At 65.8% G+C, this 22,629-nt stretch carries 22 protein-coding genes; 12 read left to right on the forward strand and 10 right to left on the reverse strand.

The features are described from left to right. Positions 1 to 21 precede the first annotated feature (21 nt). Together AADZ55_RS11930 and AADZ55_RS11935 are read left to right on the forward strand one after the other, a co-directional pair. On the forward strand, positions 22 to 321 hold the full coding sequence (locus AADZ55_RS11930; RefSeq protein WP_085326052.1) for a GlsB/YeaQ/YmgE family stress response membrane protein: 300 nt from the start codon (positions 22 to 24) through the stop codon (positions 319 to 321). Between the two features lie 77 nt (positions 322 to 398). After that, positions 399 to 1,439, forward strand: a complete 1,041-nt coding sequence (locus tag AADZ55_RS11935) for a zinc-binding alcohol dehydrogenase family protein (RefSeq protein ID WP_085326050.1) — start codon at positions 399 to 401, stop codon at positions 1,437 to 1,439. Between the two features lie 6 nt (positions 1,440 to 1,445). Here the strand turns inward: AADZ55_RS11935 and AADZ55_RS11940 are convergent, their stop codons facing one another. The 4 genes from AADZ55_RS11940 to AADZ55_RS11955 form a co-directional block, all read right to left on the reverse strand. Beyond that, positions 1,446 to 2,219 (reverse strand): CPBP family intramembrane glutamic endopeptidase, encoded by a 774-nt coding sequence (locus tag AADZ55_RS11940; RefSeq protein ID WP_085326048.1) that lies wholly within the window; start codon positions 2,217 to 2,219, stop codon positions 1,446 to 1,448. Between the two features lie 84 nt (positions 2,220 to 2,303). Continuing rightward, positions 2,304 to 2,978: an MOSC domain-containing protein gene (locus AADZ55_RS11945; protein ID WP_085326121.1), complete on the reverse strand. Its 675-nt coding sequence runs from the start codon at positions 2,976 to 2,978 to the stop codon at positions 2,304 to 2,306. A 166-nt stretch (positions 2,979 to 3,144) separates the two neighbouring features. After that, positions 3,145 to 5,541 (reverse strand): phosphoketolase family protein, encoded by a 2,397-nt coding sequence (locus tag AADZ55_RS11950; RefSeq protein ID WP_085326046.1) that lies wholly within the window; start codon positions 5,539 to 5,541, stop codon positions 3,145 to 3,147. Between the two features lie 46 nt (positions 5,542 to 5,587). Continuing rightward, positions 5,588 to 6,448 carry an SDR family oxidoreductase gene (locus tag AADZ55_RS11955; RefSeq protein ID WP_085326044.1) on the reverse strand — a complete coding sequence of 287 codons (861 nt, stop codon included), beginning with the start codon at positions 6,446 to 6,448 and terminating at the stop codon, positions 5,588 to 5,590. Positions 6,449 to 6,599: 151 nt separating this feature from the next. Here AADZ55_RS11955 and AADZ55_RS11960 point away from each other — a divergent pair, with 151 nt between their 5' ends. From AADZ55_RS11960 to AADZ55_RS11975, 4 genes are all read left to right on the forward strand, one after another. Further along, a complete protein-coding gene (locus tag AADZ55_RS11960) occupies positions 6,600 to 9,017 on the forward strand; it encodes a CoA transferase (RefSeq protein WP_423202307.1) in 2,418 nt (805 codons plus the stop codon). 41 nt (positions 9,018 to 9,058) lie between these two features. Next, positions 9,059 to 10,519: an aldehyde dehydrogenase gene (locus AADZ55_RS11965; protein ID WP_423202308.1), complete on the forward strand. Its 1,461-nt coding sequence runs from the start codon at positions 9,059 to 9,061 to the stop codon at positions 10,517 to 10,519. A 327-nt stretch (positions 10,520 to 10,846) separates the two neighbouring features. Further along, positions 10,847 to 12,331, forward strand: a complete 1,485-nt coding sequence (locus AADZ55_RS11970) for an acetyl-CoA acetyltransferase (RefSeq protein ID WP_085326040.1) — start codon at positions 10,847 to 10,849, stop codon at positions 12,329 to 12,331. Positions 12,332 to 12,433: 102 nt separating this feature from the next. Further along, the gene (locus AADZ55_RS11975) at positions 12,434 to 14,533 is read left to right on the forward strand and encodes an NAD(P)H-binding protein (RefSeq protein ID WP_085326038.1); all 2,100 of its coding nucleotides are present in this window, start codon (positions 12,434 to 12,436) and stop codon (positions 14,531 to 14,533) included. 21 nt (positions 14,534 to 14,554) lie between these two features. On the opposite strand, the gene AADZ55_RS11980 is transcribed toward AADZ55_RS11975, so the two are convergent. From AADZ55_RS11980 to AADZ55_RS12000, 5 genes are read right to left on the reverse strand one after another with little or no spacing between them, the layout of a single operon-like run. Then, positions 14,555 to 15,787: an NAD(P)/FAD-dependent oxidoreductase gene (locus tag AADZ55_RS11980; RefSeq protein ID WP_085326036.1), complete on the reverse strand. Its 1,233-nt coding sequence runs from the start codon at positions 15,785 to 15,787 to the stop codon at positions 14,555 to 14,557. A 54-nt stretch (positions 15,788 to 15,841) separates the two neighbouring features. Next, positions 15,842 to 16,477: an endonuclease gene (locus AADZ55_RS11985; RefSeq protein WP_085326034.1), complete on the reverse strand. Its 636-nt coding sequence runs from the start codon at positions 16,475 to 16,477 to the stop codon at positions 15,842 to 15,844. Between the two features lie 39 nt (positions 16,478 to 16,516). Next, on the reverse strand, positions 16,517 to 16,849 hold the full coding sequence (locus AADZ55_RS11990) for a TfoX/Sxy family protein (RefSeq protein ID WP_085326032.1): 333 nt from the start codon (positions 16,847 to 16,849) through the stop codon (positions 16,517 to 16,519). Positions 16,850 to 16,884: 35 nt separating this feature from the next. Continuing rightward, the gene (locus AADZ55_RS11995) at positions 16,885 to 17,274 is read right to left on the reverse strand and encodes a nitroreductase family deazaflavin-dependent oxidoreductase (RefSeq protein ID WP_085326031.1); all 390 of its coding nucleotides are present in this window, start codon (positions 17,272 to 17,274) and stop codon (positions 16,885 to 16,887) included. A 44-nt stretch (positions 17,275 to 17,318) separates the two neighbouring features. Beyond that, positions 17,319 to 18,569 (reverse strand): alpha-hydroxy acid oxidase, encoded by a 1,251-nt coding sequence (locus AADZ55_RS12000; protein ID WP_085326115.1) that lies wholly within the window; start codon positions 18,567 to 18,569, stop codon positions 17,319 to 17,321. Positions 18,570 to 18,602: 33 nt separating this feature from the next. Here AADZ55_RS12000 and AADZ55_RS12005 point away from each other — a divergent pair, with 33 nt between their 5' ends. From AADZ55_RS12005 to AADZ55_RS12020, 4 genes are read left to right on the forward strand one after another with little or no spacing between them, the layout of a single operon-like run. Continuing rightward, positions 18,603 to 19,040 carry a DUF1810 domain-containing protein gene (locus AADZ55_RS12005; protein ID WP_085326029.1) on the forward strand — a complete coding sequence of 146 codons (438 nt, stop codon included), beginning with the start codon at positions 18,603 to 18,605 and terminating at the stop codon, positions 19,038 to 19,040. Between the two features lie 38 nt (positions 19,041 to 19,078). Beyond that, positions 19,079 to 19,780: an EthD domain-containing protein gene (locus AADZ55_RS12010; RefSeq protein WP_207569118.1), complete on the forward strand. Its 702-nt coding sequence runs from the start codon at positions 19,079 to 19,081 to the stop codon at positions 19,778 to 19,780. 9 nt (positions 19,781 to 19,789) lie between these two features. Further along, positions 19,790 to 20,233, forward strand: coding sequence for a TIGR03618 family F420-dependent PPOX class oxidoreductase (locus AADZ55_RS12015; protein WP_085326027.1), 444 nt, complete (start codon positions 19,790 to 19,792; stop codon positions 20,231 to 20,233). A gap of 28 nt (positions 20,234 to 20,261) precedes the next feature. Further along, positions 20,262 to 21,017: an enoyl-CoA hydratase/isomerase family protein gene (locus AADZ55_RS12020; RefSeq protein ID WP_085326026.1), complete on the forward strand. Its 756-nt coding sequence runs from the start codon at positions 20,262 to 20,264 to the stop codon at positions 21,015 to 21,017. On the opposite strand, the gene AADZ55_RS12025 is transcribed toward AADZ55_RS12020, so the two are convergent. Further along, positions 20,998 to 21,210, reverse strand: coding sequence for a (2Fe-2S)-binding protein (locus AADZ55_RS12025; RefSeq protein WP_085326024.1), 213 nt, complete (start codon positions 21,208 to 21,210; stop codon positions 20,998 to 21,000). The two genes, AADZ55_RS12020 and AADZ55_RS12025, sit on opposite strands and share 20 nt — an antisense overlap. A 333-nt stretch (positions 21,211 to 21,543) precedes the next feature. On the opposite strand from AADZ55_RS12025, the gene bfrA reads away from it, so the two are divergent. Both bfrA and AADZ55_RS12035 read left to right on the forward strand, forming a co-directional pair. Beyond that, entirely contained in the window at positions 21,544 to 22,023 is a 480-nt protein-coding gene (gene bfrA / locus AADZ55_RS12030) for a bacterioferritin BfrA (protein ID WP_085326111.1), read from the forward strand. 93 nt (positions 22,024 to 22,116) lie between these two features. After that, positions 22,117 to 22,611 (forward strand): carboxymuconolactone decarboxylase family protein, encoded by a 495-nt coding sequence (locus tag AADZ55_RS12035; RefSeq protein ID WP_085326022.1) that lies wholly within the window; start codon positions 22,117 to 22,119, stop codon positions 22,609 to 22,611. Positions 22,612 to 22,629 lie beyond the last annotated feature (18 nt).

The raw sequence follows: 22,629 nt of genomic DNA on the forward strand, positions 1-22,629 counted from the left end.
AGCGTATGCAAGGAGAACCGCATGGACATCACGGCTGCAACCGAATTTCTTGCCCGGTCAACCACGCTGACCAGCGTCGGCTGGATTGGATACATCATCATCGGTGCTATCGCGGGCTGGATCGCCGGCAAGATCGTCAAAGGCGGGGGATCCGGCATCTTGATGAACATCGCGATCGGCATCACCGGCGCATTGATCGGCGGCTTCCTGCTGAGCTTTTTCGTCGATACCGCGGCCGGCGGCTGGTGGTTCACCTTGTTCACCGCGATCCTCGGTTCGGTGATCCTGCTGTGGATTGTCGGCATGGTGCGGAAGACGTAACGCGCCAACCTGTTGCGGCCCTTTGCAAGTCGAGGACGGGTCGAGCGGCGGGCACCGGGGCGCGGCATGATGGAGTGATGGGCTCAGCGGCGACCACCACGACCATGAGCGCGTGGCAGGTGCGTCGCCCCGGCCCGATGGACACTAACCCGCTCGAGCGGGTGACCACAGAGGTGCCCCGTCCTGAGCCCGCCGAGCTGCTAGTGGCCGTACACGCGTGTGGTGTGTGCCGCACGGACCTGCATGTGACCGAAGGCGACCTGCCCGTGCACCGCGACCGGGTGGTTCCCGGTCATGAGGTCGTGGGAGAGGTCATCGAAGTGGGTTCGGCAGTGCCTGCGGACGCCGCTCACGAATTCGATGTAGGGGATCGGGTGGGCATCGCCTGGCTGCGCCACACCTGCGGGGTATGCACGTATTGTCGGCGCGGCAGCGAGAACCTCTGTCCGGAATCCCGCTACACCGGCTGGGACGCCGACGGCGGATACGCCGAATTCACCACGGTTCCTGCGGCTTTCGCGCACCACTTGCCGAGCGGCTACAGCGACAGCGAGCTGGCGCCGCTGTTATGCGCCGGCATCATCGGATATCGCTCCCTGCTGCGTGCCGAGCTACCACCCGGTGGCCGGCTGGGTCTCTACGGTTTCGGCGGCAGTGCCCACATCACCGCCCAAGTCGCACTGGCGCAGGGCGCCGAGGTACATGTGATGACCCGCGGCGCCCGCGCGCGCGAGTTGGCGCTGGAACTGGGCGCCGCGTCGGTTCAGGGCGCCGCCGACCCGCCACCGGTGTCGCTGGACGCCGCGATCCTGTTCGCCCCGGTCGGGAATCTGGTGCTGCCCGCGCTGGAAGCGCTGGACCGTGGCGGCACCTTGGCTATCGCCGGAATCCACCTGACCGATATCCCGCCGCTGAATTACCAGCGTCATTTGTTCCAGGAGCGTCAGATCCGGTCGGTTGCGTCCAACACTCGCGCTGATGCGCGGGCGTTCCTCGATTTCGCGAGCCAACATCACATCCAGGTCACCACGCCGGAATACCCACTCGGCCAAGCCGATCGTGCACTGGGCGACCTCAGCGCCGGCCGCATCGCCGGCGCCGCCGTGCTGCTGGTGTGACCAGGCTCAGGTCGAAAGGTGCCAGACCAGGGCAGCGGCCAAGGCACCCATCCCATTCAGCGACCAGTGCAGGGCGATCGGTGCGATCAGGCTGCCGCTGCGCCGCCGTAGCCAGCTGAACACGAATCCGGCCGCTCCGGTGGCCAGCACGGCCAACGTGACTCCGGCCAGCATGCCGACGATCCCACCACCGAACAGCCGGGCAAAGCCCACATTGCTGCTGGTCAGTCCCAACGATGTAGCGATATGCCATAGCCCGAACAACAACGAGCCCGCCAGGGCGACCCCACGGAATCCCCAAGCACGATTCAGCGCGCCGTGCAGCACTCCCCGAAAGACCAGTTCCTCGGGAATAACGGTTTGCAGCGGAATGATGACCATCGAGGCGATCAGCGCGCCGGATATCGTCGCGTAGTGGTGGTTCATGAACATCGGCCGGGTCATCGGTACCAGGACGCCTACCGAGATCACCGCCACCACCAGGGCGACAGCGGCCAGCGCATAACCCAGCCCGGATTTCCAGTGTTGGCGGCCCAGACCCAGTTCGGCCCAGCCCAGGCCTCTGCTCCGTACCAGGATCACAAGTCCGATCGCGGCGGCCGGGACCGTGGCCATGCTCGCCCACGGTGTGGTGAAGTGCGCGATCAGGTTCGTCAGCACCAGGATCACGACGACGGCCGCGACATCGACATAGATCCGGAACCGGTGCAGCGCCGAAAGGCGGGTGATCAGCGGATCTGGATGAACGGCTGCGCAAGCAGTGGAGGCGTGGTCAGGCATCGTCCGCAGAGTCTACCTGCGGAGCACGCAGCGTCCGCTGTCTTTCACGACCCGACGTGATCGCGCTGACGTGCGGCCGGGTGGTCAGCCTTCGGCGCAGGCAAGCCGGCGGCGTGCGTAGGCCTTGAGCTCTCCCGAGAGCGCGTCTGCCAGCAGCAGCTGAGGTAGCAGCTCCGATTCAGACAATCGGGCGCGAAAAACCAGCCCAACGGTCACGTCGTGCTCCGGGCGGTATTCGACTGTGATCGCATCGCCGGCGCGCACTGTTCCGGGCGAGATCACCCGCAAGTAGGCGCCGGGTTTGGCCGCATGGGTGAAGGTCTTGATCCAGTGCTCCAAATCCAGGAACGCCGCGAAGGTGCGGCACGGGATCCGGGGTGCCGAAACCTCCAGCACCAGGCCATCGGTGCCGATGCGCCAGCGTTCACCAATCCGCGCGTGAGTCACGTTGATTCCCGCGGTGGTCAGATTCTCGCCGAACATCCCGTGGGTGAGGGTGCGCTGAAGCAAAGTTTCCCAAGCGTCGAGGTCTTCTCGCGCATACGCGTACACGGCCTGGTCGTCACCGCCGTGGACTCGTTGGTTGCCGATCACGTCGCCGACCAGCCCGCTGCCGAGACCTTCATGCATCGGTCCCGGCGCGCGCACCGTCACCGCATCAGTTGTCGCCACCTTGTCGATGCCCGTCAACTTCGTCTGCGCACGCGGATCAGGATGAGTTCGGACACGAGCCAAATTGACGGACAACACATGCGCCATCCGCACAGGGTAGCGCTGACGCGCAGCGTCATTGGTCCAGGTTTCCAGTATCCATTTGCCGGCCTTCACCCTCGTTCGCTCGACTCCCAGGCCGGATGGGTCGTCTCGCTCCCGTCACTCGCTCCGCTCGCTCGACTCCCAGGCCGGATGGGTCGTCTCGCTCCCGTCACTCGCTCCGCTCGCTCGACTCCCAGGCCCAGTCGGCGATGTGCGGGTCGTCCTCTCCGTGTTCCCGTGTGTAGCGTCGTGCGGCCAGACGCGCGTCGACCATCCGCTGACGCAGCACTGCGGCGCGGCTGGCCAGCCCGTCGACCCGGTCGATGACGTCCATCACCAGGTGGAAGCGGTCGAGATCGTTGAGCATCACCATGTCGAACGGCGTTGTCGTGGTGCCGCGCTCCTTGAAGCCGCGCACATGGATGTGAGAGTGAATGGTGCGACGATAGGTGAGCCGGTGAATCAACCACGGATAGCCGTGGTAGGCGAAGATGACCGGCTTGTCCCGCGTGAACAGGGCGTCGAATTCCTTGTCGGGCAACCCGTGTGGGTGCTCGGAGTCTGGCTGTAGGCGCATGAGGTCGACGATGTTGACCACCCGCACCCGCAGGTCGAGCAGTTCGCGCCGGAGGATGTCGGCGGCCGCCAGTGTCTCCAGCGTCGGGATGTCCCCGGCGCAGGCCAGCACCACATCGGGCTCGCCAGTCGCGGTGCTCGCCCACTGCCAGATCCCCAGCCCCCTCGTGCAGTGCAGGATCGCTTCGTCCATCGATAGGTAGGAAAGCGCGGGCTGCTTGCCGGCGACGATGACATTGACGTAGCCGCGGCTGCGCAAGCAGTGATCTGCCACCGACAGCAGCGTGTTGCCATCCGGCGGCAAGTAAACCCGCACCACCTCGGCGCGCTTGTTGGCGACCAGATCGATGAATCCGGGGTCCTGATGGGACGCGCCATTGTGATCCTGACGCCACACGTGCGAGCTCAGCAGGTAGTTCAGTGACGCGATCGGCCGCCGCCAAGGCAATTCGCGGCAGGTGAACAGCCATTTCGCGTGCTGGTTGAACATGGAGTCGACGATGTGCACAAACGCCTCGTAGCAGTTGAACAACCCGTGACGGCCGGTCAGCAAATAGCCTTCCAGCCACCCCTGGCACAGGTGCTCAGACAACACCTCCATCACGCGGCCGTCGGCGGCCAGGTGGTCATCGTCAGGCACCGTGTCCGACAGCCAGACCTTGTTGGTGGACTCGAAAACGGCGCTGAGACGGTTGGAGGCGGTCTCGTCGGGACCCATGAGCCGGAATCGATCGGAGTTGCGGGCAATCACATCGCGCACGAAGGTGCCCAACACACGGGTGGCCTCGTGGGTCGCCACCCCTGGCGCGGCGACCGGCACCGCATAGTCACGAAAGTCGGGCAGGTCGAGATCATGCAGCAGCACTCCACCGTTTGCGTGTGGGTTGGCGCTCATCCGCCGATCGCCGCTCGGCGCCAGCGCCCGCAACTCCGCCCGCAGCGCCCCATGCTCGTCGAACAACTCCGCGGGACGGTAACTGCGCAGCCACCGATCCAGCTGCGCCCGGTGCTCAGGATTGTCACGGGTCCCGGCCAGCGGAACTTGATGCGATCGCCAGTTGCCCTCCACCTGCTGCCCGTCGACCACCTTCGGTCCGGTCCAGCCTTTGGGCGTGCGCAGCACGATCATCGGCCACAGCGGCCGATCGGCCCTGGCGCCGCCACGTGCGCCGCGCCGAATGGCCGCGATGTCGTCAAATGCGTCGTCCAGGGCCGCGGCCAGCTGCTGGTGCACGCCGGTCGGCTCGTCGCCAGCCACGGTGATCGGGCGGTATCCGTAGCCGCGCAACAACGCTTCGAGCTCGGCATGCGGAATGCGGGCCAACACGGTCGGGTTGGCAATCTTGTAGCCGTTGAGGTGCAGGATGGGCAGCACCGCACCGTCGATTGCCGGGTTGAGAAACTTGTTCGAGTGCCAGCTGGCGGCCAACGGCCCGGTCTCGGCCTCACCGTCACCGATCACGCAGGCGACCACCAGATCGGGGTTGTCGAAAGCTGCGCCGTAGGCGTGTACCAGCGCGTAACCCAACTCACCGCCTTCGTGGATGGATCCCGGGGTCTGGGCCGCGACATGGCTGGGAATTCCGCCGGGGAAGGAGAATTGCCGAAACAGCCGCCGTAACCCCTCGGCGTTTTGCTCGATGCCGGTGTACACCTCGCTATAGGTGCCTTCGAGGTAGGCGTTGGCGACCAATCCCGGGCCGCCATGACCGGGCCCGGTGACAAAAATGATGTTGGCGTCGCGGTCGCGGATTATCCGGTTCAGGTGCGCGTAGATGAGATTGAGCCCTGGCGTGGTGCCCCAGTGTCCCAGCAGCCGGGGTTTGACGTGTTCGGCGGCCAGCGGCTCGGTCAGCAGTGGATTGTCCAGCAGATAGATCTGGCCGACCGACAGGTAGTTGGCAGCGCGCCAATACGCGTCGATGAGGGCCAGTTCATCATCGGAAAGTACCTTGGAACCGACTGCAGTCTCGTTGGTCTCTAGGCTCATCTGCCCGATTGTCCGCGTCGCGGATGAACGCCGCCCTAGGCGGGGCTCACCCTTCTCCACGAGCCCGAGCCTCGTAGGCCCTGCGTTTCTCGACGTCGACGTCATCGGTGAAGACGTGCTCGCCGCCCAGGATTCGGTTCAGACCCTCGGAAACCTGGCGCGGCATGAACCGCTGCGCCACCACCATCGCGCCAGCTGCTTTGGTCACCCGCGCCCGCGGCTTGGGATGAGCAATGAGCCCGACGATCGCGTTGGCGATATCGGCCGGCTCGGCGTTCTTGAATCCCTTGACCCCGGCGGTTCCCGCCGTTAGCTCGGTGTTCACAAACGACGGCAACACCAGAGAGAACTTCACGCCGGCCGAACGGTACTCAAGCCTGGCCGAATCGGTGAACGCGACCACCGCATGCTTGCTGGCACAGTAAGTGGCCAAGCCAACGGCGTAGATCTCCCCGGCAAGCGAGGCCACGTTGATCACGTGTCCCCGCCCGCGCGGGACCATCCGCTGCGCCGCCAGCCTGCTGCCCAGGATCACGCCGTAGACGTTGATGTCCAGGATTCGGCGGGTGACCGCGTCTGGCTCGTCGACAATTCGGCCCACGGGCATGATGCCGGCGTTGTTGACCAGCACGTCGATCGGGCCGATTTGGCGCTCGACAGCGTCGAGGAATTCCGAAAACGACGTCGGGTCGGTGACATCGAGTTTGCCGTACACGTCGAGGCCGAGGTCGGCACCCGACTCCTTCACCATCGCCTCGTCGATGTCGCCGATCGCAACACGAGCACCCAACGTGTGCAGTGCGGTCGCGGTGGCCAACCCGATTCCCCGCGCGCCGCCCGTGATGACGATGACTTTCTGTTCGACCTTGCCCCGGACCTTGACGCCGATGGATGTCCTGTCTGTCACCCTTATCCCTTCGGAGTGTTATTGAGAAGCACAACATTCGACATCGGACAGCGCAATAGCACAGCAACACGACGCTGACCCGCGCACGCGAACGCCAGGGACGGGATTTCGACGGCACGCGCCATCGGCAGTATCCGGCTACCGTGTGCAAGTGCGCCAAACATTGCTCGATGCCGTGCGCGTGCTCGACTTGTCGGACGGTTGTTCTGCTGGCGGGACCGATGCGGTGACTCGGCTGCTCGCCGACCTGGGCGCAGACGTTCTGAAGGTGGAACCCCCGGGCGGCAGCCCAGGGCGCCGCATGCGGCCCACTTTGGCCAGCGGCAGCATCCCGTTCGCCGTGCATAACGCCAACAAACGCAGCGCACTGCTCAACCCGCTCGACGAGAGTGACCGCCGGCGGTTCTTCGACCTCGCCGCGAGTGCCGACATCGTCGTCGACTGCGGTCCTCCGGGGCAAGCCGCCGCGTACGGGACATCGTGTGCCGAGCTGGCCGATCGCTACGAACACCTTGTCACGCTGTCGGTCACCGACTTCGGTGCAACGGGTCCGCGGTCGCAGTGGCGCGCGACCGACCCCGTGTTGTACGCGATGTGTGGTTCGCTGTCGCGGTCGGGTCCCACCACCGGCACTCCCGTACTGCCGCCGGACGGCATCGCTTCGGCCACTGCCGCGGTGCAGGCGACCTGGTCCGTACTCGTCGCCTACTACAACCGATTACGTTGTGGTACTGGGGATTACATAGACTTTTCCCGGTTTGACGCCGTTGTCATGGCGTTGGATCCCGCATTCGGAGCGCACGGGCAGGTCGCGGCCGGCCTCCGTGGCACCGGGCGATGGCGGGGCCGACCTAAGAACCAGGACGCTTACCCCATCTATCCGTGCCAGGACGGCTACGTCCGGTTTTGCGTGATGGCGCCGCGGCAGTGGCGCGGCCTGCGTCGCTGGTTGGGGGAGCCGGGAGACTTTCAGGACCCCAAGTACGACGTCATCGGTGCACGGTTCGCCGCATGGCCGCAGATCAGCGTGTTGGTCGCGGCGTTCTGCGCCGAGAAGACCATGAAGGAGTTGGTGGCAGCCGGCCAGGCGCACGGAGTTCCCATAGCCGCGGTGCTGACACCGTCGAGGATCCTGGCCTCCGAGCACTTCCAAGCGGTGGGCGCGATCACCGATGCCGAACTCGTCCCCGGCGTGCGCACCAGTGTGCCCACCGGATACTTCGTCGTCGACGGGCAACGTGCCGGCTTCCGGTCACCGGCCCCCGCTGTGGGGCAGGACCAACCGCGCTGGCTCGCTCACCCAGCGCCCGTGCCCCCGCCCTTGGGCCGAGTCGGCGACCATCCAACGTATCCATTTGACGGTCTGCGGATTCTCGATTTGGGCATCATCGTGGCCGGTGGCGAGTTGAGCCGGCTGTTCGGCGACTTGGGTGCCGAGGTCATCAAGGTCGAAAGCGCTGACTACCCCGATGGATTGCGGCAGGCGCCCGTCGGCGACGCGATGAGTGAATCGTTCGCCCGGACCCACCGCAATCACCTCGCACTCGGCTTGGATCTACGCAACACCGAGGGCAAAGCGATCTTCGCTCGTCTAGTCGCTGAAGCCGACGCGGTGTTCGCCAACTTCAAGCCGGGAACCCTTACGTCACTTGGGTTTTCATACGATGTGCTGCACGCGCTCAACCCGCGGATCGTGCTGGCCGGGAGCAGCGCGTTCGGTAACCGGGGGCCCTGGAGCAACCGGATGGGCTACGGGCCACTGGTGCGCGCCGCCACCGGTGTCACCCGTGTTTGGACGTCCGAGGAAGCCCGTACCGACAAGTCCCGGCATGCCTTTTACGATGCGATGACGATATTCCCCGACCATGTGGTTGGGCGGGTTGGCGCCCTGCTGGCGCTGGCGGCCCTGATCCGCCGCGACCGAAGCGGCGAAGGAGCCCAGGTCCACATTTCCCAGGCCGAAGTCGTCGTCAACCAACTGGACACCCTGTTCGTTGCCGAGGCCGCCGTCGCGACCGGGGTTGCCGAGATCCAGAAAGACACCAGTGTGCATGCGGTCTACCCCTGTGCCGGCGACGACGAATGGTGCGTCGTATCAATCCGCTCCGACGATGAATGGCGTCGCACTACAACTGTTTTGGGCCAGCCCGAATTGGCGAGCGACCCACGTTTCGCGGCAAGCGAGTCTCGCGTGGCCAACCGCTCGGAGTTGGTGGCCGTGGTGTCTGCCTGGACCAGCGCCCGCACGCCCGCGCAGGCGGCCAGCTCGCTGCAGTCGGCCGGAGTTCCGGCCGGCCCGATGAACCGGCCGCCGGATGTCCTTGCGGATCCACAGCTGATCGAGCGAAAGCTGCTCCGCGACATGGTGCACCCGCTAATCGCACGTCCACTGCCCGCCGAGACGGGTCCGGCTCCGTTTCGGCACATTCCGCAGGCACCCCAACGCCCGGCGCCACAGCCGGGACAGGACACGGTGGAGATCTGTCGGAAGCTGCTCGGCATGAGCTCGGAGGAGACCGAACGTCTGATCGACGAGCGCGCACTGTTCGGACCCGCCGACAGCGCCTAGCATCTGCGGAGGGGGCAGTGGTTGGCACGGGAGGCACGCCAGTGACATTTTTGCCGTCGTCACCATCTTCGCCGTCTTCGCCGGCCCAGTTTTTCAGCGGCGGGCGATTCCGGATCGCCGATGATGTCGAACCGGTGCTGGAAGCAGCTACCGGCGCACGCCTCGGTGACGGCGCCTGCGTCACCGAATCCGATATCGATGACGCCGTGGCGGCCGCCCGTTCGGCGCTGCCCGACTGGCGGGCCAGCCCGCCGGAGCACCGCGCCGGCATCCTTACCGCGATGGCGGACGTGCTGCAGTCACGGGCACAGTCCACCAGCGAGCTGGTGACTCGGGAGAACGGCATGCCGATCTCGCTGTCCCGCGGCGCCAACGGCGCTTTCCCACCCCTGCTGTTCCGCTATTACGCCCAGCTGATCACCGAGATTCCGGTCGAGGAAATCCGGCCGAGTTTCACTGGACACACGATTGTCCGCCGGGAGGCGGTCGGGGTAGTAGCCGCGGTGATCCCGTGGAACTATCCGCAGGCACTGGCCGCGATGAAAATCGCGCCCGCACTGGCCGCCGGTTGCCCGGTGGTCCTCAAGTCCTCGCCTGAGACCGCCTTGGACGCACTGGTTTTCGCCGAGGCCGCGGTCGATGCCGGGCTACCTCCCGGGGTGTTGAACGTGGTATCGGGCGGCGCGGGCGTCGGCGCATGCCTGGTGGCTCATCCCGGCGTCGACAAAGTGGCATTCACCGGTTCGACGGAAACCGGGCGAGTGGTCGCTGAAGTGTGCGGCCGGCTGATGCGCCCAGTCACCCTGGAACTCGGCGGCAAGTCTGCGGCGATCATTCTCGACGATGCCGACCTGGACGCGACAATGCGCGGGTTGCGTACCGCGTCGTTCGTCAACAACGGGCAGACCTGTCACCTGAGTTCGCGCATCCTCGCGCCGAGATCTCGCTACGACGAGATCGTCGACGCGGTCGCGGCACTGGCCGAGAGTATGACGGTCGGTGATCCGCTGCACCCGTTGACCGAGATCGGCCCCATGGTCAGCTCCCGCCAACGTGAGCGAGTGTTGGGCTACATCGGCATCGGTAGGGATAGCGGTGCGAGGCTGGTTGCCGGCGGCTCAGTTCCGAGGGAGCAGCCGCGCGGCTGGTTTGTGTCTCCGACGGTTTTCGCCGACGTCGACAACTCCGATCGCCTGGCGCGCGAGGAAATCTTCGGCCCGGTGCTGACCATCACCAGGTACGAGACCGATGACGAAGCGATCGCCCTTGCCAACGACAGCGAGTTCGGCCTTGCCGGCACCGTGTGGTCGACCGACACCGACCGCGCCACCGATGTTGCCCGCGCAGTACACAGCGGCACCGTCGGGATCAACGACTACCAACTCGACGTGCGCGCGCCGTTCGGCGGGGTCAAGGCCAGCGGGCTGGGCCGGGAGCTGGGCCCAGAGGGTCTGGCGGCCTACCGCACGCTGAAATCGATCTATCGAACAGGTCCGGCCTAGCCTTTCTCGGCGCCGAACGTCACGCTGGCGTGATGTTGGACGGCCGTTCCACGGCCCACTCGGAAGGTTCGGGGTCGCCGCGCTAGGCCCAATTGCGCAGCTCCTCCTCGGGCCGTTCCACGGCCCGCATCGTCGCCGCGCTAGGCCCAATTGCGCAGCTCCTCCTCGGGCCGTTCCACGGCCCGCATCGTCGCCGCGCTAGGCCCAATTGCGCAGCTCCTCCTCGGGCCGTTCCACGGCCCGCATCGTCGCCGCGCTAGGCCCAATTGCGCAGCTCCTCCTCGGGCCGTTCCACGGCCCGCATCGTCGCCGCGCTAGGTTCGAGCTATGCCTGTAGACCCCAGGACACCGGTGCTGGTCGGGTATGGCCAGGTCAACCACCGCGACGAGATCGACACCGCAAAGCGGTCGATCGAACCGGTCGACCTGATGGCCGCCGCGGCCCGGAAAGCCGCGGCTTCGACGGTGCTCGAGGCGGTGGATTCCATCCGCGTGGTGCACATGCTGTCAGCGCACTACCGAAATCCCGGGCAACTCCTCGGCGAGCGCATCAACGCCGGCAGCTTCACCACCGGTTACAGCGGCATGGGAGGTAACATGCCGCAGTCCCTGGTCAACCAGGCCTGCCGGGACATCCAGCTGGGGCGGGCGGGCGTGGTGCTGTTGGCCGGTGCCGAAACCTGGCGCACCCGGACCGGCCTGCGCGCTAAGGGCAGCAAATTGGAGTGGACTGCGCAGGACGAATCCGTTCCGATGCCCGAGATCGCCGACGACGGCGTTCCGATGGCCGGCGCGGCAGAGCTGAGGATCAAACTGGACCGGCCGGCCTACGTGTATCCGCTGTTCGAGCAGGCGCTGCGCATAGCCAATGGCGAGTCGCTCGAGAACCACCGTAGGCGCGTCGGCGAGCTGTGGGCGCGCTTCAGTGCCGTCGCGGCCGACAATCCGAACGCCTGGATCCGTAACCCGGTGACGGCTGACGATATCTGGCAGCCCGGCCCGCAGAACCGGATGATCAGCTGGCCCTACACCAAGCTCATGAACTCCAACAACATGGTCGACCAGGGCGCCGCGTTGCTCCTGACCTCGGTCGAACTGGCGAAACGCCTGCAAATTCCCGCCGAACACTGGGTTTATCCGCTGGCCGGCACCGACGCGCATGACACCCCCGCCGTCGCCGATCGGGCCGAGCTGCATGGGTCCACGGCCATCAGGATCGCCGGCGCCCGGGCGCTGGAGCTTGCCGGGCTGGGGCTCGACGATATCGACCACGTCGACCTGTACTCGTGTTTTCCTTCTGCGGTCCAGGTCGCCGCCACCGAACTCGGCCTGGACACCGACGATCCCGCCCGCCCACTGACCGTCACCGGTGGCCTGACCTTCGCCGGCGGTCCGTGGAGCAACTACGTCACACATTCGATCGCCACGATGGCAGAGCTGCTGGTGGCCAATCCCGGCCGCCGCGGTCTGATCACCGCTAACGGCGGCTACCTGACCAAGCACAGCTTCGGGGTCTACGGCACCGAACCGCCATTGGAGTTCCGCTGGGAGGACGTGCAACCCGCGGTGGATCGGGAGCCCGTCGGAGACGGATTGCTCGAGTGGGAAGGCGTCGGCACCGTCGAAGCGTGGACCACACCGTTCAACAGGGAGGGATTACCGGAGAAGGCCTTCCTGGCGGTTCGCACGCCCGACGGGTCGCGCAGCCTGGCGGTGATCACCGACCACGCGTCGGCCGAAGCAACAGTTCGTGAGGATATCGCCGGCGCCAAGGTTGCCGTCGCCACCGATGGCAGCGCAACGCTGAGGTAACCGGCGGCGAGCAGCCAAGAGTCACGTTCGAGACTCAATAGTCGCGCAACTCACGCCGACGTGCCTATTGTCATGAGGAGACGTTGGGGGAGGTGAGGCCAGGTGCAGATCCTGGTTACCGACGCCACGGGTGCGGTCGGCCGCTTGGTCACCCGGCAGCTCATCGCTGCCGGGCACACGGTGAGCGGCATAGCGCAGCACCCGCACGAGTGCCTGGACCCGGGCGTCGACTATGTTTGCGCGTCATTGCACAACCCGGTGCTGCAGGAGTTAGCCGGCGAAGCCGACGCGGTGATCCATCTCGCCCCGGTTGATACCAGCGCCCCCGGCGGCGCCGGCATCACCGGTGCGGCACATGTCGCGAATGCGGCCGCACGTGCGGGCGCCCGGCTGCTGTTCGTGTCTCAGGCCGCAGGGCGCCCCGAACTGTATCGGCAAGCTGAGACGTTGGTGTTGACCGGTTGGGCGCCGAGCCTGGTCATTCGGATCGCTCCACCCGTCGGTCGCCAGCTCGACTGGATGGTGTGTCGAACGGTGGCCACGCTGCTGCGCGGCAAGGTCTCGGCACGGCCGATGCGGGTGCTGCACCTCGACGACTTGGTCCGCTTCCTGGTTTTGGCGCTGAACACCGACCGCAACGGGGTGGTTGACCTGGCCACCCCTGACACCACCAACGTGGTCACGGCGTGGCGGCTGCTCCGGTCTGTGGACCCGCGCTTGCGGCCACACCGGGTTCGCGGCTGGGCGCAATTGCTTCCAAAGATGGATATCGCTGCCGCGCAGGAGGATTGGAACTTCGAGTTCGGCTGGCAAGCGACCGAGGCGATCGTCGACACCGGGCGGGGACTCGTCGGCCGCAGACTTGATTCCGCAGGGGCGACCAGCGGACCGGGGCAACTGGTACTGCCGGTGGAGTCTCTCCCGCGGTCCGGGCCTTCCCCCGGGGAACCGCTGAGCAGCGCCGCGCCAGAAGGGCTGGAGGGAGAGTTCGACGACCGTATCGACGAGCGGTTCCCGGTCTTCAGCGCGACCAGTCTCGCCGAATCGCTGCCGGGACCGCTGACCCCGATGACGCTCGACGTGCAGTTGAGCGGACTACGGGCAGCCGGTCGGGCGATGGGTCGGGTGCTGGCGCTTGGCGGTGTCGTTGCCGACGAGTGGGGGAGCAGGGCCATCGCGGTGTTCGGTCACCGCCCCTACGTCGGGGTATCGGCCAATATTGTCGCCGCCACCCAACTACCTGGCTGGGACGCACGGGCCGTGGCCCGGCGCTCACTGGGTGAGCAGCCGCAGGTCACCGATCTCCTTCCGTTTGGTCGACCGCAACTTGCGGGCGGACCGCTCGGGTCGGTCGCGAAGGTGGTGGTGACGGCGCGCTCGGTTGCCCTGCTACGCCATCTCCGGAGCGACACGCACGACTATGTTGCCGCCGCAGATGCCGAGTGCCTCGATGCCGAGCAGCTCGCCGCGCTACCGGACGCGGGACTGGAAGTGCGGATTCGGCTGCTGCGCGATCGGATTCACCAGGGCTGGATTCTCACCGCACTGTGGGTGATCGACACCGGCGTCACGGCGGCCACGCTGGAGCACACCCGCGCGGGCTCGGCGGTGTCCGGAGTGGGCGTGATCATGGAAAGCGGCCGAATCGCGGCCGGGATTGCCCCGCTGGCGGCGGTGCTGCGCGCCGACCCACCCTTGTGCGCGCTGGCCCGAGACGGCAACCTCGCCAGTATCCGCGCGCTGTCTTCGCCCGCGGCCGCCACAGTCGACGCGGCCCTTGCCCGGATGGGGCACCGCGGGTCAGGGGAAGCCGAGCTGGCCAACCCGACGTTCGGCGACGATCCGGCGCTTCTGCTGAAGGCCGCCGCCGAAACCGCCGCGCGGCCCACCGAGGCACCACCCCCAGCGACGCTCACCCAGCGATTGGCTGCCAGCGCCCGCAATTCCCGGGAGCTGGCACACGACACCACCATCCGTTTCACTCATGACCTCCGGATGACGCTGCGGGAGCTGGGATCTCGACGAGTCGCGGCGGACCTGATCGACGTTGTCGACGATGTGTTCTACCTGACCTGCGATGAGCTGGTTACCACGCCGGCGGACGCCCGGCTGCGGGTGAAACGTCGGCGCGCCGAACGAGAACGGCTGCAGGCCCAGCGCCCGCCAGACGTTATCGACCACACCTGGATACCGGTGGAGTAGCGGTCAACTCACGTCAGTTCGTCAGTTCGTCAGGTCCGCCAGCGGCGACTGCGGATCGGCCAGCCCGTCGGCGTCCACCGGGTTCCCGGACCGGATCAGGTCTTTGACGTCGTCCAGCACGTCCCAGATATTGACATTCATCCCGGCCAACACCCGGCTGTCGTCGTCGAGCCAGAAGGCGACGAACTCGCGGCCGGCGACGTCGCCGCGAAACACCACCCGGTCGAAGCTGGGGGCGTGGCCGACGTACTCCATCCCAAGATCGTATTGGTCGGTGAAGAAGTAGGGCAGCTCGGCGTACTCACCGGGCCGGCCCAGCATGCCGGCAGCCGCGACAGCGGGTTGTTTGAGCGCATTGGCCCAGTGTTCGGTGCGGATGCGGCTCCCGAAAAGCGGGTGCTCAGCGGCGGCAATGTCGCCGACCGCGTAGATGTCGGGATCGCTGGTCCGCAGCGTCGCATCAACCAGCACACCGCCATCGCCCATCGACAGCCCGGCCCGTTCCGCGAGTTCGACGTTGGGCTTCGCGCCGACGGCCACGAGCACGGCATCGGCGGCAACCGTCGACCCATCACGCATCTTGAGTCCGGTCGCCTTGCCATCGGCCCTGGTGATCTCCTCGACCTGCGCCCGCAACCGCAAGTCCACCCCGTGATCACGATGCAGGTCGGCAAAAACTTTGCCAACTTCCTCCCCGACAGCGGCCAGCAGCGGCTGTTCGGCGATCTCGACGACAGTGACGTCTACGCCGCGTCGGCGCGCACCGGCGGCCACTTCCAGACCGATCCAGCCGGCACCTACCACCGCGATTGAAGACCCTTGCACCAGAACGGAATTCAGCACCTCAGCATCCTGGTAGCTGCGCAGGTAGTGAACGCCGGCGGCGTCGGACCCCGGTATCGCTGGGCGTCGCGAGGCCGATCCAGTGGCCAGCAGCAGCTTGTCATAGTGCACCTGGGTGTCGCCGGGCAGCCGCACGGTGTGTGCGGAAGGATCCACCGACGACACCTTCACACCAAGCCTCACGTCGACGTCATGGTCGTGGTACCAGTCGGAGGTCTGCACGGTGAAGTCGCTCAGCGACTTCTTCCCGGCCAGAAATTCCTTGGAGAGCGGAGGTCTTTCGTAGGGCAGGTGCTCTTCGTCGGCGAATAAGATGATCCGACCGTCGAAGTTGCTGTCGCGCAATGCTTCTACCGCTTTGGCCCCGGCAAGTCCGCCGCCAACAATGACGAATGTGTTTGAGCTTGCCATAATCGCTGCTCCGTTCTGTTGTGTGACAGCCTACGAATCGGTCGCATACCGGGGTCAACCGGTCATCTGCCGACGAAGCTCGTCATCTAAAGCGTGTCGCACCAACGCGGCGGCCAGGACCGCATTGGTATTGGGCGCCAGCGACGCCAGCTTCTTCGGGTTGGTGGGCAAGCCCAATTGCTGCGCCGCGGCGGTGGCCCGATCATCGAAATACGGGCGCACCCAGGTCCAGACGTCTTGGACTTCACGCAAGAAGATGTCGGCACCGGTATCGCCGATTCCGTTGAACAGCTTGAGCATACGTTTGGCCGACTGAACATCAGGTTGGCTGCGCCGGGCGAGTTCCCGCAAATCCCCGGAATACTCGCCGCGAACCCGTTGGGCGATTGCGGTGAGCCGGGTCGCCGAGCTCTCGTCGTATCGCACATAGCGGGCACGGCCAAACGCGCTGATCATGGTTTGTCGATCCGATGCCAGCACGGCTTGGGGTGTACGCAGGCCCGCGCTGAACAATTCCCGGGCGGCACGCACTGCGGTGGTGGCCTCGATCGGTTTGCTGGCCAGCATGCACAGAACCAGCAACTGAAACAGCGGCATCGGTTTGTCCTTGATCCGGATTCCCGCCTCAGCCCCGAAGGTGGTGCCGGCGATGTCGAGCAGTCGTCGTACCAGTTGGTCCGGCTTGTCCATAGGCACCGCGTACCCGCAATGCGGGCCCGCAAACCGCGTCTACTTCGCAGGCAAGTCGCGCGCGTAGCCCGCACCCCGGCTAACCCAAGCCCGTAGCTGGCGCTTGGTTTCCACGCCGGCAGCAGCAACCCGCAACCAACCCCGGGTTTCCCGGCCAGCCATCACCATCGGCCCGACATGGGCACGTCCCAGCAAGTTGTCGGTGTCCCCTGGTGGTACCCGCACCAACAGGCCGCCCTCGCCGCTGACGGCGACCGCCATATGTCCACCGATCAGGAACGCGAGCCCGCCGAACATTTGCTTTTCTTCGACGCCGCGCTCGGAGCCGAGAAGTTCGCGGACCCGGTTGGCCAAGTCTTCGTCGTAGGCCATGGACAGACCGTAGCGCCGGGTTCCGACAGCCCGCGTCAGTCCAAGTCCACCCGAATGGTCAGCAAATCGGTGCCCATCGCGAGTACGCCCGCGCTGTTGAGCCGGGGGAGGCTGCGCAACCGCTGCCTCGGGTCGTCGTCGGGCAACAGATGGGCGGTGCCACTGCGCCAATGGCCGTCGATGCGGACCCGCACCGCCGGGTTGGCCTTGATGTTGTAGACGTAGTCGGAATGCTCGCCGTGCTCAGACACCATCCAAAATTGGTCGTCCACCACGCGCCCGCCTACCGCGGTACGCCGTGGCTGTCCCGTCTTGCGGCCGATGGTTTCGAGCATGGTTACCGGCAATTGCCGGCCGACCGGATTGACTACCATGCGTTGAACGCGATGGACTATCTCCCGCTTCAGAGTCACAGCTCCATTCAACGCCGAGCGTCACGTCAATGTCACGCTCCGCGCCCAACGTGACGCTAGCGTCGCGCTGGTGACGCGATGGGGCCGAGCCGCCGCAGTTGCGTCACGTGCTGGGGCGACAGCTCCTCGAGGCAGGTCACGCCCAGCAGCCGCATGGTCCGGGTAACACCGGTCTCGAGAATCTCGATCGCGCGTCTGACGCCGGCCTCACCGCCGGCCATCAGCCCGTACAGGTATGCCCGCCCAACCAGCGTGCACCGCGCCCCCAACGCGATCGCCGCCACGATATCGGCACCCGACATGATGCCGGTGTCCACCAGGATCTCGGTGTCTTTACCGAGTTCGCGTGCAACGTCGGGCAGCAGCTGGAAGGGCACCGGGGCCCGATCGAGTTGGCGACCACCGTGATTGGATAACACAATCCCGTCAATGCCGCGGTCGACCACCGCGCGGGCGTCGTCGAGAGTCTGGATTCCCTTGACGACCAGCTTTCCCGGCCACTGCGACTTGATCCAGGCCAAATCGTCGAAGGTAACGCTTGGGTCGAACATGGTGTTCAAGTACTCGCCGACAGTGCCCGACCAGCGATCCAGGGAAGCGAATGCCAGCGGTTCGGTGGTCAAGAAGTCGAACCACCACCGCGGGTGCCCCAACGCGTCGAGGACGGTTCGCAGCGTGAGCGCCGGCGGGATCGACATCCCGTTGCGGACATCACGCAGCCGCGCACCGGCGACCGGAACGTCGACGGTGACCAGCATGGTGTCGAATCCCGCGGCTGCGGCGCGCCGCACCAACGCCATCGAACGGTCTCGATCACGCCACATGTACAGCTGAAACCATTTGCGGCCCTGTGGAACGGCGACGACGAGATCTTCAATGGCACAGGTGGCCAGGGTGGACAGCGAAAACGGGATCCCGGCCGCGGCCGCCGCCCGCGCGCCAGCGATCTCGCCCTCGGTATGCATCAAGCGGGTGAACCCGGTTGGGGCGATCCCGAATGGCAATACGGTGGGCTGACCGAGGACGTTCCAACCGGCGCAGACATTGGTGACGTCACGCAGGATTGTCGGGTGAAACTCGATGTCGCGGAACGCTTGTCGAGCACGCTCGATGGACAGTTCGTCCTCGGCGGCGCCGTCGGCGTAGTCGAACGCCGCCTTGGGGGTACGTCGCCTGGCGATGCGTCGCAGATCCTGAATGGTCAGTGCGGCGCCCAAGCGGCGCTTGGTGGGGTCCAGCTGCGGCCTCTTGAACCGAAGCAGAGGCGCCAGGTCCCGGACTCTGGGCACTCGCCGCTTAACCGCCACTCGTTCATCTAACCAGTGTGCAACCGTAGTCATATGAATTCCGCAACCGACCCCTTCGACCTGAAGCGTTTCGTCCACGCGCAGGCTGCGGTGTACCACAGCGTTGTCGAGGAGCTGCGCGCCGGACGAAAGCGCGGTCACTGGATGTGGTTCGTCTTCCCACAACTCCGGGGGCTGGGCAGCAGCCCGCTGGCGGTGCGCTACGGCATCTCCTCGCTCGAGGAAGCCCAGGCCTATCTGCGACATGACTTGCTCGGGGCCCGATTACATGAGTGCACTCAACTGGTCAACCAGGTGCAATGCCGCTCGATCGGGGAGATCTTCGGCTCGCCCGACGACCTCAAGCTGTGCTCCTCGATGACCCTGTTCGCCCGTGCCACTGACGCCAACCAGGACTTTGTTGCGCTACTCGCCAGGTACTACGGCGGCGGCGAGGACCCGCGGACCGTTGCCAGGCTGACGATCACCTAGACCGCAAGTTCCGCTGCGGCGGAGGTAGGTTCGGGCTCATGGAGAAGGTAGTCGCCGTGCTCCGGCGGCCCGAGCCGGACGACGCCTGGTGTGCCCGGCAGCGGGGTGAAGTCGCCGACGCCCTGCTGGCGTTGGGCGTGGCTGGACTGTCGGTCAATGTCCGGGACAGCGCCGTGCGCGGCTCGCTGATGACCCTGACGACCCTCAACCCACCGGTCGCCGCGGTGGTCAGCCTATGGACCCAGCAATGCTACGGCGACCAGACGGCAGCCGCTCTCACCCTGCTTGCCCGGGAGTGTGACCAGCTCGGCGCCTACCTAGTGACCGAGTCGGTACCCCTGGCCTTTACATCGCTCGAGCCCGGTTCTCGCACACCGGGTTTGGCCAACATCGCACTACTACGTCGGCCCGATGGCCTGGACCAGGAGACCTGGCTCACCCGCTGGCAACGCGACCACACGCGAGTGGCCATCGAGACACAGGCGACATTCGGCTACACCCAGAACTGGGTGGTAAGAGCACTCACCCCGAACGCACCGGGAATCGCGGGCGTCGTCGAAGAGTTGTTTCCAGCGGAGGCGACAACCGATCTGAAAGCCTTCTTCGGAGCCGCCGACGACGACGACCTACAGAACCGGATAGGCCGGATGGTCGCCAGCACAACCGCATTCGGTGCCAACCAGAACATCGACACCGTACCAACCAGCCGCTACGTGTTCACAACACCATTCAAGGATTGAGGACTTGAGATGACAACACTCGACGAAGCTGCGGCACTGGCCACGGCGGAACACGGCCTGGCGGTGGTCTCCACCGTTCGTGCCGACGGCACCGTGCAGGCTTCGCTGGTCAACATCGGTTTGTTGCCGCATCCAGCCAGCGCAGAGCCGTCCCTGGGATTTACCACCTACGGCAGGGTCAAGCTCGCCAACCTGCGGGCGCGCCCGCAACTGGCCGTCACGTTCCGTGATGGTTGGCAGTGGGCGACCGTCGAAGGCCGAGCTGAGCTCGCTGGCCCCGACGACCCGCAGCCCTGGCTAGCCGGCGCCGACCGGTTGCGGCTGCTGCTCCGTGACGTCTTCTCGGCGGCGGGCGGCACCCACGACGACTGGGACGAGTATGACCGGGTAATGGCCAAGGAGCGCCGAGCCGTGGTGTTGATAGCGCCCACCCGCGTCTACAGCAACGGTTGAGCACCGCGGCAACGGCTAGGCTGCAGCCGTGACGCTAGAGATCGACGACCAAAACCGGGTGCGCACCCTGACGCTGAACCGGCCCGAGGCACTCAACGCCTTCAACGAAGCCCTATACGACGCCACCACGCAGGCGCTGTTGGATGCGGCCGAAGATCCGCAGGTCGCCGTTGTCTTGTTGACCGGCGCGGGACGTGGCTTCAGCGCCGGTACGGATCTCGGCGAAATGCAGGCACGCATCGCCGACCCGGACTTCACCGCCGGGAAGTACGGCTTCCCCGGCCTGATCGACGCCCTTAGCAGGTTTCCCAAACCGCTGGTCTGCGCCGTGAACGGCGTCGGCGTGGGGATCGGCACCACGATTCTCGGTTACGCCGACCTGGCATTCATGTCGTCGACGGCGCGCCTGAAATGCCCGTTCACCAGCCTGGGCCTAGCCCCCGAAGCGGCATCGTCGTACCTGCTGCCCCAGCTGGTGGGGCGGCAGAACGCTGCGTGGCTGCTGATGTCGTCGGAGTGGATTGACGCGCAGGAGGCGTTGCGGATGGGGCTGGTCTGGCGGGTCTGCGATCCGGATGCCCTGCTGCCCGAGGCCAGGCAGCATGCCGAAATCCTGGCTGCCCGGCCAATATCGAGCCTGATGGCCGTCAAGCACACGCTCGTCGAACCGATTCGCCCCGGGATCAAGGCCGCGACCGCGCGGGAAAATGCCCACTTCGCCGAGCTGATGGGCGCATCGGCCAACACCGCGGCTCTGGCCGATTTCAGCAAACGGCGTCGCTAGCGCGACGGGTGGGATCGAGTTGGGCGGCGCTAAGCCGGGAAGCTGCGATGATCGCCCGCAGTGTGCGCCGGCAGCGTCCGCAGTCGCCGCCGGCCCCGCAGACATCGGCAACTTCTTTCGAGGTTGACGCACCACGCGCCACTGCGTCGCACACGGTTTGGTTGGTGGCACCGACGCACAGGCATACGTACATCAGCAATCCCTTGGCAGGTGCTCCGCCATGGCATCTCGCGTCATCGCGATGGCCGCCGGAGCCGGCGAACAATCAAACCGCATATTAGTGGAGTCTAACCTAAGTAGATTAGTGGAGTCTAACCTAAGTTGAGGACGGCAGCCCGGCGCGCGCACCGGCGAGACGCGCCGACGACACGACAATCACTGCGCTAACCCCTACCCGCTGCACTAGATTTAGACCCGGCACGCACACGTGCCGCTATCAGCCCAAGATGAGCCCAACACCGGTGTGCTCCAGCCCAGCTCACCCGGCGCGGCTCGACCCGAGAGCGTTTACGCCATAGGAGTGATCATGCAAGGTGATCCGGATGTATTGCGCCTGCTCAACGAGCAATTGACCAGCGAGCTCACCGCCATTAATCAATACTTTCTGCACTCCAAGATGCAGGACAACTGGGGTTTTACCGAGCTGGCGGCGCACACCCGCGCGGAGTCGTTCGACGAAATGCGGCACGCCGAGGAAATCACCGATCGCATCTTGCTGCTTGACGGTTTGCCGAACTACCAGCGCATCGGCTCGTTGCGCATCGGCCAGACGCTCCGCGAGCAGTTCGAGGCCGACCTGGCGATCGAATACGACGTGTTGACCCGTCTCAAGCCCGGGATCATCATGTGCCGGGAGAAACAGGACAGCACCAGTGCCGTACTGCTCGAGAAGATCGTTGCCGATGAGGAAGAGCACATCGACTACCTGGAAACGCAGCTGGAGCTGATGAACAAGCTGGGCGAGGAACTGTACTCGGCGCAATGTGTCTCTAGGCCGCCGACCTAGCATCGGCTCGAGGGTTCTTCGAGACTGCGCGGTTGACCGAGATCGCCCGGCTACGCATCTTGCCGCGAGGAGCCACGGGCGTACCATCTCGCCATGAGCCGAATCGGAAGTTTCGCTGACGACGACGTTGCCAGCTGGGTCTTGAAATCGCCCGAAATCGGTGGCGCACTCGCCAACTTCAGCCGCGCAGTTTACAGCGGCAATCGGCTGCCGATCCGCACCCGGGAACTCGCCCGGGTGGTGATCGCCCACAACAACGAGTGCGCGGTCTGTGTCAACACCCGCGACGCTGATGGGCCGGCCGCAGGTGTGGACGAGGAGCTGTACGACCACGCGCTGCAGTGGCGCACCTGGCCGGGATACAGCGAACAGGAGCGGCTCGCGGCCGAGTTTGCGCACCGGTTCGCCACCGAGCACACCGCGCTGCGCGACGACGAAGACTTCTGGAGCCGGTGCGCCGATCACTTCTCGGAGGAGTTGCTTGCCGACCTGGCCTTGTCATGCGCGCTGTGGGTTGGCATGGGGCGGGTCTTGCGGACCCTGGATATCGGTCAGGCCTGCAAGGTGACCTTGCCCAGCCGCGCCTAGTCGCGCGGGCCGGCCGGC

This window comes from Mycobacterium decipiens (assembly GCF_963853665.1).
Classification (GTDB): Bacteria; Actinomycetota; Actinomycetes; order Mycobacteriales; family Mycobacteriaceae; genus Mycobacterium; species Mycobacterium decipiens.